This is a genomic window from Streptomyces sp. NPDC126510 (assembly GCF_040302345.1).
Classification (GTDB): domain Bacteria; phylum Actinomycetota; class Actinomycetes; order Streptomycetales; family Streptomycetaceae; genus Streptomyces.
In genome coordinates this window covers 24,866-38,488 of record NZ_JBEORR010000010.1, presented here as the reverse complement: position 1 = coordinate 38,488, position 13,623 = coordinate 24,866, and the positions used below count along the sequence as shown (strand labels likewise).

13 protein-coding genes and 1 pseudogene are annotated in these 13,623 nt (G+C 67.5%); 11 read left to right on the top strand and 3 right to left on the bottom strand.

What is annotated here, in order from left to right; translation table 11 throughout:
• Window positions 1–73: 73 nt before the first annotated feature.
• Window positions 74–1,543: a serine/threonine-protein kinase gene (locus tag ABTX60_RS15885; protein ID WP_502992328.1), complete on the top strand. Its 1,470-nt coding sequence runs from the start codon at window positions 74–76 to the stop codon at window positions 1,541–1,543.
• Between the two features lie 122 nt (window positions 1,544–1,665).
• On the opposite strand, the gene ABTX60_RS15880 is transcribed toward ABTX60_RS15885, so the two are convergent.
• The gene (locus tag ABTX60_RS15880) at window positions 1,666–2,397 is read right to left on the bottom strand and encodes a LamG domain-containing protein (protein WP_352097625.1); all 732 of its coding nucleotides are present in this window, start codon (window positions 2,395–2,397) and stop codon (window positions 1,666–1,668) included.
• Window positions 2,398–3,340: 943 nt separating this feature from the next.
• On the opposite strand from ABTX60_RS15880, the gene ABTX60_RS15875 reads away from it, so the two are divergent.
• Both ABTX60_RS15875 and ABTX60_RS15870 read left to right on the top strand, forming a co-directional pair.
• The gene (locus ABTX60_RS15875) at window positions 3,341–4,714 is read left to right on the top strand and encodes a C40 family peptidase (RefSeq protein WP_352097624.1); all 1,374 of its coding nucleotides are present in this window, start codon (window positions 3,341–3,343) and stop codon (window positions 4,712–4,714) included.
• Between the two features lie 88 nt (window positions 4,715–4,802).
• Complete coding sequence (locus ABTX60_RS15870; protein WP_352097623.1) at window positions 4,803–5,039, top strand: hypothetical protein; 237 nt, start codon at window positions 4,803–4,805, stop codon at window positions 5,037–5,039.
• Between the two features lie 167 nt (window positions 5,040–5,206).
• Here the strand turns inward: ABTX60_RS15870 and ABTX60_RS15865 are convergent, their stop codons facing one another.
• Entirely contained in the window at window positions 5,207–5,596 is a 390-nt protein-coding gene (locus tag ABTX60_RS15865; RefSeq protein WP_352097622.1) for a hypothetical protein, read from the bottom strand.
• Window positions 5,597–5,767: 171 nt separating this feature from the next.
• Between ABTX60_RS15865 and ABTX60_RS15860 the strand changes: the two genes are divergently transcribed.
• From ABTX60_RS15860 to ABTX60_RS15825, 8 genes and pseudogenes are all read left to right on the top strand, one after another.
• Entirely contained in the window at window positions 5,768–6,214 is a 447-nt protein-coding gene (locus tag ABTX60_RS15860; RefSeq protein WP_352097621.1) for a hypothetical protein, read from the top strand.
• Between the two features lie 117 nt (window positions 6,215–6,331).
• Complete coding sequence (locus ABTX60_RS15855; protein ID WP_352097620.1) at window positions 6,332–6,511, top strand: hypothetical protein; 180 nt, start codon at window positions 6,332–6,334, stop codon at window positions 6,509–6,511.
• 290 nt (window positions 6,512–6,801) lie between these two features.
• Window positions 6,802–6,985: pseudogene (locus ABTX60_RS15850) on the top strand (winged helix-turn-helix transcriptional regulator); the annotation flags it as partial.
• 141 nt (window positions 6,986–7,126) lie between these two features.
• Complete coding sequence (locus ABTX60_RS15845) at window positions 7,127–7,762, top strand: DUF6461 domain-containing protein (RefSeq protein WP_352097857.1); 636 nt, start codon at window positions 7,127–7,129, stop codon at window positions 7,760–7,762.
• A gap of 116 nt (window positions 7,763–7,878) precedes the next feature.
• Entirely contained in the window at window positions 7,879–8,373 is a 495-nt protein-coding gene (locus ABTX60_RS15840; RefSeq protein ID WP_352097619.1) for a MarR family winged helix-turn-helix transcriptional regulator, read from the top strand.
• A gap of 155 nt (window positions 8,374–8,528) precedes the next feature.
• Window positions 8,529–9,668, top strand: coding sequence for an ABC transporter substrate-binding protein (locus tag ABTX60_RS15835; protein ID WP_352097618.1), 1,140 nt, complete (start codon window positions 8,529–8,531; stop codon window positions 9,666–9,668).
• A 235-nt stretch (window positions 9,669–9,903) separates the two neighbouring features.
• Entirely contained in the window at window positions 9,904–10,455 is a 552-nt protein-coding gene (locus ABTX60_RS15830) for a SigE family RNA polymerase sigma factor (RefSeq protein WP_352097617.1), read from the top strand.
• The gene (locus tag ABTX60_RS15825; protein ID WP_352097616.1) at window positions 10,452–11,813 is read left to right on the top strand and encodes an outer membrane protein assembly factor BamB family protein; all 1,362 of its coding nucleotides are present in this window, start codon (window positions 10,452–10,454) and stop codon (window positions 11,811–11,813) included. The genes ABTX60_RS15830 and ABTX60_RS15825 overlap by 4 nt, the downstream gene beginning before the upstream one ends.
• 129 nt (window positions 11,814–11,942) lie before the next feature.
• On the opposite strand, the gene ABTX60_RS15820 is transcribed toward ABTX60_RS15825, so the two are convergent.
• A complete protein-coding gene (locus ABTX60_RS15820; RefSeq protein WP_352097615.1) occupies window positions 11,943–13,451 on the bottom strand; it encodes a DUF4246 domain-containing protein in 1,509 nt (502 codons plus the stop codon).
• Between the last annotated feature and the right edge of the window lie 172 nt (window positions 13,452–13,623).

Sequence of the window (13,623 nt, the reverse complement as noted above, 5' to 3'; positions counted from 1 at the left end):
GAAACACCCCCACTGTTGTGCAAGCGGCGGATGGATGGGTACCTGCGTTCGGCGGCGCGTCGACGGCGGGCCTGTGAGCGGTGCGAGTGCGCGGAGTGGGGAGATCGAGGTGGGATTGCGCGAGGTGCGGGGCGCCCGGGCTTTTCGAGGCTGTGCCCGGATACTGGCGGGCCGATACCGTCTGGATGAGCGGATCGGTTCGGGTGGCGCGGCTGACGTGTACCGCGGGCTCGACCTGCGGTTGCGACGGCCGGTCGCCGTGAAGGTCTTCCGCCCCGGTACCGGCTTCGACACGGAGGAGGCCTTCCGGAGCGAGGCGGTGATCCTCGCCCGACTGCAGCACCCCGGGCTGGTGACCGCCTTCGACGCCGGACGCGATGACGGTGAAGCCTTCCTGGTCATGCAGCTGATCGACGGACGCACCCTGAAGTCCCGCATCGCCGAGGGCCCCTTGTCGTGCGAGGCTGCGGCCGCGCTCGGGGCGTCCTTGGCCGAAGCTCTGGCCCATGCCCACGAGGAGGGGATCGTCCATCGGGACGTCAAGCCGTCCAACATCCTCCTGGACTCCTCCGGCCACGCCCACCTGACGGACTTCGGCATCTCCCGGATGGTGGATGCGACCACCCGCACCGCCGCCGACACCATGACCGGCACGGCGGCTTATCTTTCCCCCGAGCAGGTGCTGGGCCGGCCGGTCGGCCGACCCGCCGACATCTATGCCCTCGGCCTGGTCCTCCTCGAGAGTCTCACCGGCCGACTCGAATACGACGGCGGCCCCCTGGAGTCCGCCGTAGCGCGCCTGCACCGCCGGCCCGTCCTCCCCGACTTCCTGCCCGACGGCTTCGCAACCCTTCTTCGGGACATGACCAGCCTGGAAGAACACGTCCGTCCCGGGGCGTACGACTGCGCACAGGCCCTGACCCGTCTCTCCGGAACGAGCGCAGAGGTGCCTGCCGCATCCGTTGCGGGGCCCGCGCGCAGCCTCGTACCCCTCACGGTCGCGGATCGCGCCGACCGTACACACCGGAGCTTGCCGCCTGCTGCGCAAGCACCCGGGAGGCGTACCTCGACAGGACGTTTCCAGGAGATGCCCCGCTCCGCTTCCATAGGTGGCCGCCTGCGAACGCGTGGGGTGGCAGCCGCACTGGCCGCAGTGCTCGCCACCGGGCTGGTCGTGACCGACGGTTGGTCACAGCACGACGCCGCGGACGAAGCGGCCCCGTCCGCCCCGGATCCGGTCGCTCCCACCACTCCTCCGGACACCGCAAGCCACGACGACAACGACGCGCCCTCCGCGTCGGTGACGCAGCCCTCGCGCAGCCCTTCCGATTCCGCGCGCCCGCTGAAGGATTCCGTCCCCGTGCGCGACGTTCATCCGCGCTCTGCCAAGCCGCAGCCGGGTACCCAGCGCGCCGCCACTGCCGGCAACCCTGAACGGACAGCGGCCCACGCGGTAGTCAAGGACAGGCCGAAGACCACCAACGTGCCGCCGGGTCAAGCACGGGAGAAGAAGAGGGGAAAGAAGACAGCACCCGCCAAGTAAGGCGTACAGCCGAACTGCAGTCAGCGTGTGCCTCCCAGTGGTGGCGCGGGGCCGGCTGATCAGGTCCTCGGGCTGGGCCGTGCCGCAGCCAGGGCGGCCCACCCTTCTTCCCGGACGCCGCCTCACCCGCCCTCACGCGTCTGGTCGCTTGTGGTGGGTCGCCGTACGAGCAGGTGGCTCACCTCGTATGACATCTCAGTCGCTCCCGGTTGCGGTGCGGGGTGGTATCTCCCGGCGCACACGGAGAGGTTGACGATGAGGCAGGCATGCCAGCTCCGGCCCACTCCTCGCCCGTCGGCGAAGACGGGTCTGCCGTTGAGCCACCACTCCACCGAGCGGCTGCCGAAGACGGTGCGCAGGTTCACCCATGCGCCCGGACGGATCGCCTGGTCGTGGTGGTAGCGGTTGGTGCCGTGTACGTGGTTGGTGAACTCGAGCAAATCAGGGTTGTCCGGGTGATATTCGAAGACGTCGATTTCCTGACCGCCGTCGCGCCAGGTCCAGATCGCGGGCCAGGCCCCGATCTCGGTCGGCAACCGCACTCTGGCTTCCAGCACATCCCCGGCACGGACGGTGAAACCTTCCTCGCTTCCCTCGGTGGTGAGCAGCCCGGTGTTCCACCGGCCGTCCTGCCTTCGTCTGGCACGGAAGACGCCGGAACGGCTGTATGCGGCGTCGGCCACCAGGTGGTCGAGCTTGTCGTCGCGCGGGTTGACCGGGCCTCCGCCGGGATAGGCCCATGAACGTCCCGCGACCCATTGGGTGGTGGAGGTGAAGTCGGCGGTGAAGACGACCGGTGTGGAGAGCGGGCGGCCTGCAGCGGGGAGTGAGCCGGCCGGTAAGGGTTCGGTCATGGCGAATGTCTGACCGCTCGGAGGCCGCCTATGCGCCTGGCCTCCGGCTTCGAGCCGGATCTGACCCTTTCAGGTGAACGGGCGGGGACAAGGCCGCCAAATGTTCTGGAGGCGCGGACGGGCTCAGTTCCACGCGTTGAAGAGGAGACCGCACCATGTGGTGATGCCGTAGAGGCGGATGCCGCGCCACTGAGCCCAGGGCGGCGGCGTGACGGATTCGTCGCCGTACCAGTCCCGGCGTACTTGAGCACTCCGGTGTTCAGAGTCGCCCGATGGTGGAACTGATCACGGGTGGGGAACACTTGACCCTGGAGGCTTTCCGGGAGTGGAGTCCGGGGGAGAGGCGGTGACGACGAGTGAGTGAGCAAGGCGGCCGGGATTGGGTGGGCATGACCCCGGACGACTTCGACCGTGACGCGCCGCCCCGTCCGGAGGTCGACGGACGCATCCCGGCCGAGTTGGACGAATGCGGCACGGCTCCACTCTTCGGCGACGAACCGACGTCAACAACCACAAGCCGGCCCGGTCCGCGCTCTCTTCGACGAGGCTGCCAGGGGCGGCTGTTCTGATCCCCCGGGCAATCCGCGCACGGCCCCGGCCGCTTGATGCCCGCCTCCGATGTGCGCCGCAGAAACTGCGCCGATGAGTTCGATTGCGTCGGGGTTTGCGAAGGGAGGGGCGAAGATCACAGCGGCATATCAGGCATTTCGCTCTTCGATCTTCACGGAAGGCGCACAAGTTAGCTAAGTTGGTCACCGTGTGCACAACTCTCACCGATAGGTCGGTGGTTTCGTGTGCTCTCGGAACGGAAGGAGTGCCCTTCTCATGGCACTTGAACGACCCTCGCGCCCCGGAGTGACCGACTTCCCGGACAGGGCCAACTCCGCTGCCCCCAAGGCTCGCACTGCCGATGCCCGGCTCTCGCAGTTGGCTGGTGCCCGCGTTGGCGACTGAGAGCGAAGGGCCGAGCCCTGACGAGGTGCGGCGGTGGGTCGACAGGCTCTACGACCGGGCCGAGAGCGACACCGGTAAGTTCAACGCGACCCGTGCCGCCGCCATCCCGCGACAGCGAGACGCGGCCGCCCGTGGCCGGTCCCAGAATGACGCGGAGCCGGCGGTCGGAACCCTGGCCCGGAAGTGGTTCGACGCGGCCCGCTCCAAGTTGGGCCCGACCGTGCCGGCATGGCAGACGGGCCAAAGGCTGCCGGCCCGGCCCGACCACGCGCCCCAGGCAGCACGCCCCGTGCGCCAGGCGGAACGTCGCACAGAACCCCGCGCCCTCGAAGCACCCTCGACACCTGCGGCTGCTCCGTTGGAGCTGACCAGCGGATCAGCCAAGGCACCGGCCACCGATTTCCTGCCGGAGTTCCCCGCCCAGCGTGCCGCACCGGCTGCGGCAGACACGACCCGGCAGGACGAGAGTGCCTGGCGAACCGGTGCACAGCCGGCCATCGCAGGCGGCATGTCGGCGTGGCCGCCGTACGAGCCCTCGTCGGCGCCCGCACCGGAGTTCAGCCCCCAGTCCACCGCGGTGCTGCCCGCCGTGCCTGACCCCACCGCGGCGCTGTCCGCCGTCCCCGCCCCCACCACGGGTGCTCGCCAGGCGGATCTTCCCGCAAGCGGCACGGAGACGTACGGTGCCGCTCCGGCGGCCGTCGCGACCGCACCGTATGCCACAGCTCCGGCAGCCGATCTCACCGCCTACCACCCCTCCGGTCCCCTGGCCGAGGTGACCCTCGCGAGCTACGGCGCGGGTCTGCCGGACACCCCCGTATCGACCCTGGCGGCTCCCGCTCCACCCATGCCGACCGGGCCGGTCACCGCACTCGCCCCGGCGGCACCGACGCCGGGTGCCGCCTCACCGGCCCCGGACCTCCCCACGGCAGGTGCGACTCCCTCCACCACCTACACACCCGGCGCCCACGGCGGATCCTGGCCGTCGCCGGACCGCGGCCACAGCACCAGGGCCGAGCGGGTGATCGCCTTCGCACGCGCGCAGATCGGTCGGCCCTGCGTATGGGGGGCGGTCGGGCCGGGATCGTACGACGCCCCGGGTCTTACCCAGGCCGCGTGGAAGACGGCCGGTGTCACGCTTCCCCGGACCGCCCTGGCCCAGTGGGGCGCGGGAGTGCAGGTCTCGCTCGCTGACGCACAGGTCGGAGACCTGGTCTTCTTCCACGACGACCTCGGCCACGTCGGCATCTGGAGCGGCGACGGCATGATGATCCACGCCCCGGGTCCGGGAGCACTCATCCGTGAGGAGTCGGTGTTCTTCGCCGGTCAGTCGGCGATCAAGGGTGCGATCCGCCCGGCCTGACGCCACTCACCGGCCCGGCCTGAAGCAGGGGAGAAGTGAGGTGTGTGATTCCGCCATGTGCCCGAGCAACTAGGGCACATGGCGGTTCATGACACTGCCCGGACCGCTGAAGACTGCACTGATCATCGTGCTGACCTACGCCCTTCTCGTACTGCTCATGCGCTATCGAAGAGACGGCATGGACTGGGGTCCGGCACTGCTGATCGGTCTGCTCGCCACACCTCTGGCCCTCCTGCTGTCATGGGGCCGGGACCGGTTCATCGGAAAGGCGCGGAGAGCAGGTGAGCGGGCGCGGGCTCGCCGCCGAGGCGAATCAACTGAGTAGCGCCGCGTCATCGCCCCACCGCAGGTGGAAGTCGGCCCGAGAGCTCGTCGGCGCGATGGCCCGGCGTCCGGCGAGCAGCTCCTGGACGACGGATGTCGTCGCAGCGGTGGGGCGTTCACCACGTTCCCGCCGTGTCCGTCCGTCCCAGCGGACCGCGTACTCGGGTACTACGGCGTCCGAGCCCCGTCGGTCTCCTTCATCAGGTCGTCCAGCTTCTTCCTGGCGTCGTCGAACTCCTTGCCGAGGTCCGAGACGTCCGGGGTCGGCTTCACCTCTTCCCACGGGACGTCGTCGATGGCGTCCTCCACCACATCGTCGACGACCTTCTCGGCATCGTCGCTCGCCAGGTACTCCTTGATCGCTTGACCCGCGAGGCGCTCCAGCGTCTTGTCGTCGACGCCGTCACAGGCTGCGGGCTTCTTGCTCTCGGGCGCGTCGCCGCCTGCCGCGACCGTGTCTCTGTACTGCTCGAAGAGGCCCTTCTCGCAAGCCTGCGGGTCTGCCTTGGCTTCGGTACCTCCGCAGGCGGTGAGCGTGATGAGCAGCAGCGTGGTCACTGCCGTGAGTGTCGGCCGCGTGCGCATGGTCCCCCCCCGGGTGCTGTGTGCTGACAGGACATCATGCGTCCCGCGAGGGTGACATGCGGGGCACGTGGCCGTGTTGTGACCGGCCGGGATGCCGTGTGACCGGAGGAGACGCGCCCCGGACCCACGTGGCAGCATGCGGCAATGGCCTTCCCACACCCCGACGGTGACTACACGATCACCACGATGTACTCCGTACCGGACGACGCCTGGTACTTGGAACTGGACGTCGTGGCCGGGCAACGGAATGTCGTGACCGCGATCGTCCCCGACGAGGACCCGGCACGGGAGCCGACGGTGTGCTTCAACCCCCTCGCAGGGCACCTGGACATCCCGTACGGCGTCATGCGCTGGTTCATGCACCAGGTCGACGAGGAGATCCGAACCTCCCGTGCCTGGATGCGGTTGAGGTCCGACCTCGTCGAGATCATCCACCAACTCCGTCAGGAACACATGGGAGTCATCGACGACGACAGCTTCCGTCATGTCCTGGCGGAACTGCGCGCCACGGTCCCAGAGCCAGACCTCCCCGCCGTTCTGGAGGCGGCTTTCGGACGCAACCCGGACGGCACCACGCCGCTCCACCTGTAAGCGCCTGGGCCGTCCGCTGCGTGAGCGAAGGCTAATCCTGTGGCCACTGTCCCGGAGCGACCCTAGGGTCGCCGGGTGACACATAAGACTGTTGACCCGGCGACGATCACGTCGGAGATGGCTGCTCAGATCCGCACGTGGCGATGCGATGAGGACTACTCCTGGCGCGCTGTGGCCCAGGCCGCGTCCGACCTGTGGGGCTCCGAATGGTGCAGTAACCAGCTCTTCGGCGAAGACCTCTGCGTGGCCGCAGCCACGCTGCTGGGCGAAAACCCACACCGGGAACCGTGGAACTGACGCTCGTCAGTTGGCTGCTCTCGGATCATCGAGCGGACCAGATGAAAAGGCCCGCGATGTGGAGTCCCGCCTGGAACACGGTGGTGGTCTTCTCGTAGCGAGTGGTGAGGCCGCGCCAGTTCCTGAGTCGGTTGATGCAGCGCTCGACGGTGTTGCGTTGCTTGTAGGCCTGGCGGGCGGAGGACGGCGGGCGGCCGCCGTCGCTGCCCGTGAGCTTGCGATGATCTCCTCACGGAGACGTCCCCTCAGAACCGCGGTACGACCGCACCCAGCAACTCTTTGGAGGCAGGATGACCCAGCCGGAGATCCGTGGCGATGACGTGACCTGGACCGACCCGACCTGCCTGGTCGCGCGCACTCTGGATCTGGTCGGTGACCGGTTGGAGCCTGCTCATCGTTCGCGACGCCATGGACGGCGCGCGAGCCTTCACCGACTTTCAGCAGCGAACCGGCATCGCGCGCAACATCCTCACCTCGACCACCACGGCCACCAACTGGCCGAGCTACGGCCCACGAACTCAAGCGGCGCCCCGATGGATCCGGACACGACATCCGTGCGCAGGGAACGCTGACGACGCGGAACTGAAGTCGCAACAGCTCGGAGGGGGCAGCGCAGTGAGCATCGACATCTTCCCGAACCGCCGGCTCTACCAGTTCGGCTATTGCGCCGTGTTGGCAAGGGGCGTCACTCCCGCTGACCTCTTGGCCCGTGTAGGAGGCGAAGGCCTCCACGCCGTCGCCTTGACCCGCACAGAGACGGCCCTCATCGAGGCCCTCGGCGAGGACATCGACGAAGGCGACGTGCCCGAGGCGGAATTCGACCGGTTGCGGGACAGTGGGGTCCTCGCCGGTGACGGTCCTGTCCTCAGGGCAGGCACACACAACGGCTGGTCGTTCGTGATCGAGCCCGAGGGTTCCTATCTGGCGGCAGACGACATTGCGAAATCTGTGTCCCGGGAGACGGTGGCGCTTTCATTGCGGGACAGCGAGTCGGGCTCGTGCTGGATCTCCTACGCTGAGGACGGCGAGATCCTCTCGTCCTTCGATCCGCTCTTCCCGCACAACGACTACGGCACGCGGCCGGCGGTGCTCGATCGGCTCACCGGACACGTGGCAGCCATCCACAACGGCGACCGTGCCGACGCGTACATGAACGCCGTGCGAGCGATCCAGCAGCGACTGCGGTGCACGGTGCCGCAGGAAGCCGACGAGAGCCGCCTTCTCACCATCAGGATCGAGGGCGGGTACTGAGCAGGTGGCGGACAGGCCATCAGCGTCGCCATCACCACGGCCGTGGCTTCTTCGTGCCCGAGTGGCCGTAACACGTGGGCAGGGAACAGTTCCTGCCACCTCTTAGAGTGCCAACCATGGAACCCCGTTGGCTCACCCCGGACGAACAACGCACGTGGCGCGCGTACCGCGATCTCAGCCTGGTGCTCGAGGACGCCCTCGACCAGCAGCTGAGGCACGAGGCGGACCTGAGTCACCTGAACTACTCGGTGCTGGTGTTCCTCTCCGAGGCTCCCGAGCAGCGGTTGCGGATGACCGATCTCGCCGAGCAGTTGAAGATCGCTCGGACGCGGCTTTCCTACACCGTGAGCCGCATGCAGGAGCGGGGCTGGGTACGCCGCGTCGATGCGCCGGGCGACGGGAGGGTCCAGCTCGCCGTGCTGACGGACGAGGGCCTGAGCGCCCTCGAGCGGGCGGCCCCGGGTCATGTCGCCACCGTCCGGGCCGCCGTCTTCGACCGGCTGACGCCGGAGCAGGCGAGCGCCTTCGGTGAAGCGTGCGAGATCCTCCTTGCCGGCCTGACAGGCCCCGGACGTCCGGCCTCCTCGTCCGGCCTTCCTTGGCGGCGCTGACAGAAACACTCCTCGGCGGCCGTCGACCGCTCCGCGTGCAGAGGCGGGCCCCGTCCTCAAGTGTTGCAACTTTGCAATACCAGCCCCTAGGGTGAAGCTCAGTACTTGAACTATCAAGTCTTTCCCCTTCTGACCCCACCACGAAGGAGACGAGTGTGCGTATCACCCGAAAGGCATGGGCCACCGCCGTCACGCTGGGAGTCCTGGCCACGAGCGGTGTCACCGTCGCGGCCGCCACCCCCTCCACGAAACCGGCTGACCGGCACACCAGCGAGGAAGCCCAGCTGCAGAAGCTGTACAAGGAGGCCGTCGCCCAAGGCGGTCGCCTCGTCGTCTACGCCGGCGGCGACAAGCCCGGCCAGGCCGACTACCTCAAAGACGCCTTCGTCAAGAAGTTCCCGAAGATGAAGGTCGACATCGTCGTCGACTTCAGCAAGAACCACGACGCACGGGTCGACAACCAGATCGACGAGCATCATGTCGTCGCCGACGTCGTCCACCTCCAGACCATCGACGACTTCCCGCGCTGGAAGAAGGAAGGCGTCCTGCAGGAGTACAAGCCGGTCGGCTGGAACAAGGTCTACAACCAGATCAAGGACAAGGACGGCTACTACACCGGCCTCTTCTTCTTCGCCTTCTCCAACGTCACCGCCACCAAGCTCGGCAGCGGTGCACCCGTGGAGGCGAAGGACTTCCTGAAGCCGGAGTTCAAGAACAAGCTGGTCTTCACGTACCCGAACGACGACGACGCCGTCCTCTACTACTTCAAGCAGCTCACCGACAAGTACGGCTTCGACTACCTGAGGAAACTGCTTGCCCAGAACCCGAAGTTCGTCCGGGGCACCCAGGACTCCGCCGATCTGGTCGGCACCAACGGCTACGTGGCGAGCTTCGGCACCGCCGGCGGCGCCCCCGGTATCGCCCGGACCACACTGCCGACGAAGTCTCCGTGGGTCGCCTGGCCGCAGACGGGCGCCATCCTCCGCAACGCGCCGCACAAAGCCGCTGCCAAGCTCTACCTCAGCTGGCTGCTCTCCAAGGACGCCCAACAGAACGCCATCGGCACGTGGAGCGCGCGCAGCGACGTCGCCCCTCCGGCAGGCCGCAAGGGCATCTTCGACTACAAGAACATGAACCCGCTCGGTCTCGGCGCGTTCATGAACGACCGCGGCGCCCTGGACCGCTACAAGGCCCGTATCACCCTCTACGTCGGCGACGTCAAGGGTGTGAACCCGTCCGACCCGAAGGGTGTGCTCGGTCTGTACCCCGTCGACCAGAGCGGCACCCAGGGCTGACGACCTTCTGCGACTGATCGCAGCCCGACGTCCAGGAACCGGCCGGCCGATGATACGGACGGCCGGCTCCGGCCTGTTTGCGAAGGCAGTGCGGCCACGTCGTGGTCGGCGGCGTAGAGCAACAGGTGGGCTGAGAGGCGAACGACGCCTCATTGGACGAACGCACGATCTTGCCCGGGGAGGGATAGCCGGGGGCGGCTCATCGCGTCGTGATGATTCGAGAAGGGGAGGGTCGATGGAGGCCTCGAGTCATGACGAGTTCCGGGAGTTCGTGGAGATGCGCTCCACCGCGCTGCTACGACTAGCGGTGCTGCTCACCGGCGGGGACCGGTACGCGGCGGAAGACCTGCTGCAGATCGCACTGATGAAGGCCTACGGGCGCTGGGGGCGCATCGAGCAACACGAGGCCTACGTCCGCCAGGTGATGTACCGCCAGCAAGTCAACCGCTGGCGGTTGCGAAGACACCGCGCAGAGACGACGGTGCCCGTTCTGCCTGACGAGGCAACGGGCGCGGAGGCCGGGTCCGACACCGAGTTGCGGGTCGCGTTGTGGGCGGCTCTGGGCCGTCTGAACAAGCGGCAGCGGGCCGTGGTCGTGCTGCGCTACTTCGAGGACCTGCCGGAGGCCGAGGTCGCGGCGCTGCTGGGATGCCCGGTCGGCACCGTCCGCAGTACCGCGCACCGATCACTCGCCAAGCTCCGGCTGCTCGTACCGGAGCTCGGGCCCGAAGGGCCGAAGGAACGGATCCGGTCGCTCGGCTACACGCCCAAGGAGGTTCAGCGATGACGACGGAGCACGTGGAGGAAAAGGTCCGGCAGGCGCTGCGCGCGGTCGCGCTGGACCGGGTGCGAGCCCCAGGGGACCTGGTGGAGAAGGTGGTGCGGCGGCGGAGCCGGCGCCGTTTCTCGCAGGCCGCGGGAACGGCGGTCGCGGTCGCCGCGATCAGCGTGGGCGCGGTGTTCGGCTTCGCCGACGGTGGTACGGCACGGCATGATCGGCCCGTGCGGCCGGCGGCGTCCCCGGCGACGCCGCCGGAGGGCTGGAAGCCGTGGCAGACCAGCGGTCTGGATGTCGGCGAGCGGGGATGTGTGGTGGAGGGTGCCGCGCTGTACTGCAGCGGGTCCGCGTACGACGCCGCGAAGATCGACGCCAACACCGGCAAGCGGCTGTGGGGCGTCGAGGTCAATCGCGAAGGCGACGGCATCGACCACCCGCTCGCCGGGCGCGACGGCGTGGTGTACGCCTACCGCAACCACACCGCGGAGAACCGGCCCGACGGGGACTACAGCGGCGGCACCGACCTGATGGCGGTGAACGCCGGCACCGGCAAGGTGCTGTGGACCGTGGAGATGCCGCAGGACGACCGCACGGACCAGGCCGCCATGCTCATCGACGGCGCGGTACTGGCGAACACCCCGTCGATCCGCACGATGTCGGCCCTTGATCCGCTGACCGGTAAGGAGAAGTGGCGCCACACCTGGGACAAGGGCATCGTGTGTCAGCGGGCCGTGCTGAGCGGAGTGCCCTACCTCCTGTGCACACCGGACATCGAGAAGCCGGACGCCACCGATGTCCTCCGTCTCGATCCCACGACCGGAACCATCACGAAGGTCGCGACTCTGCCCGGCGGGCAGCAGCTCGTGGGGACCTCGGGGGACCGGATCGTCCTGATCGCAGCCGGGGACGGTGGGCGCAAGGACCTGCAGCTGACCACCGTCAACAGCTCGGGAGAGCATGTTTCACACCCCTATCGGATCGACGGCGTTGTGGTCACCTCCGCTGTCGTCGGTGATCGTTTGATCACCGTGTCCCGGCAGGGCAAGGCTTCGGCGCGCTCGCTGACCACGGGAAAGAACTTGTGGACCCGCCCGGTGGGCATCAAGGTGCCGAGCCCGGACACGATTCCCGGCCTCGCGAAACCCGTGGCTTCAGCGAAGCAGGGGGTCGTGTATTTCCTCAACCCGGCCGGAGACCTGTCCGGACTCGACCTGCACACGGGTGAGCAGGTCTGGCGCACGCACCTCGACACCGGCAAGACGAGGCCCGGGTTCGGGGGCTCGCCCCAACTCCTGCTGTACCAGGATGTGCTGGTCGCCCGGAACGGCAGCGAGATGGTCTCCCTTCTGCCGCGGATCGGCGACTGACCCGAAGATCTCGAAGACCAACTCCTGTGGCTGGACACGCCTGAGTCTCATCGGGGATCAGCGGCCGTCGCCTGCTCGACGGAAAGCAGGCGACGGCGTACTGGGCCTCGGCCGATTACCTCCAGCTGTTCAGTGTTCGCAGAGGGAAAACTCTCGTTCGTACAGCTGCTCGTTGTGTTCGTCGACGAAGAACTTGCGTTCCAGCATGAGCTGTTCGCGGTAGCTCTTGGCTTCCTCGAGCGTCATGGTCGACGTGTCGGACCACGGTTGCTGCGGTGGCACATCGGATGTCGAGACGACCGTTTCCGATGGGTCGACCAGGAAGAACGCAAGGATCTTGCGGTATCCCGGACGGGTGGGGTCCACGAGGCGGAATGAGCCGACCCGGTGTTGCAGGATGTTCGGGAACGCAAGGCAGCGGCCCGCCGGGGTCGAAGCCGATCCCAGCATCTGGTTCAGTGCGTCTTCGTCCTCCAGGCCATAGACCTCACGCAGGCCGTTGTCGTCGTTCTGTTGGTAATCAGGGTCGTGGAGCGCCGCCCGGAAACTCAGTTGGCTCTCGGTGATGTTTTCACTGTCCCAGTAGTAGATGCCGGTGGAGACGATCCGCTCGTTCAGCATCCCTTCGACATGCCAGGATCCGCCGGGGTACTCGGGCTTGCCGGGCGTGAGGTGAATCGTGGCCAACTTGACGATGACCTGGAGGCGGTGGCCGCGCAGGTCGACCCGGGTGGATTCATCGAGTCGCTCGGGCTGGGTGAAGGCCGGTGCGTCCGGGACGGCGGGGCGGCGCTTTTCCCACCATTCGTCATAAGTCGCTGCCCATATGCGGCGGGCTTCCGCGTAGGCCTCGTCATCGCTGTAAGAGGACTTGTCTGGATACTCGGGTTCCGAGTCGTACCAGCCGTAGGGATCGGTCTCGATCCGCAGGGGCCGCGGATGGCGCAGATCGGTGAGCACGTTCTCCAGTAGCGGGCGCATACGCGCGAACAGGTCCGGCAGGACGGAGGCCAGTTCGTGATGTGTCTCCGGGTGAACGTTGTTGACGTACGAGCGGAAGGCGACATCGCCGTCGTCACTGACATCGACGTCCGTGGGCAGCCACTGGAACTTTTCCGAGAACTCGTACTTCGAGTAGGGGTTCGCAGGGTTCCGCCAAGCCCGCTCGGGCGCACCGCTCACCCCTCTCACCAGACAGAAAAGTGAGGGATGAACCAGATCCAGTACCTGTCCGTCGGAGCCGGGATGCCAGTCCAGTTCCGCTTCGGGAACCTGTTCCAAGACCTGAACCGCCGTGCGCAACCGCGATCTGAGCGTGTCGTCGACCAGGGCGTCCGACTGCCACACCCCGTCCACGGCGGACACCTCGACGCCGGTTCGCCCGTCTCTCAGGGCGGCGTAATGCGTGAGTTCGGCCAGCACATAGCGAACCTGCGCTTCGGTGAGGCCTTGGCAGACCGCTTCCCGTGTCCACTTCGCGACGATGTCGGCATCATTCATCTTGTCGAACCACCCGGGCTTCGCCCGGATGTGTGCGCTGCACTGCATCATCTGGAGCTCCCGCAGCGTTCGCGGTGGCGTGAACGCCAGGGAACGGGCAGCGTGAAAAGGCAAGGGGAAAGCGGGCAAGCCGGTCAACTCTCTCGGTCCTCACAGTCGGTGCGCGGTGGCCGGAAGGATACTTCGGCGGACTGACAGTGCTTCCGGACCCTTGTCATCGCTGGTCCGGCACGCTGGGCCGGAGAGACGGCTCGTGGCGAAGCTCTGGACTTGCTCAAGATGCGCTTCAGGTCACCACAACGCCGGGCAT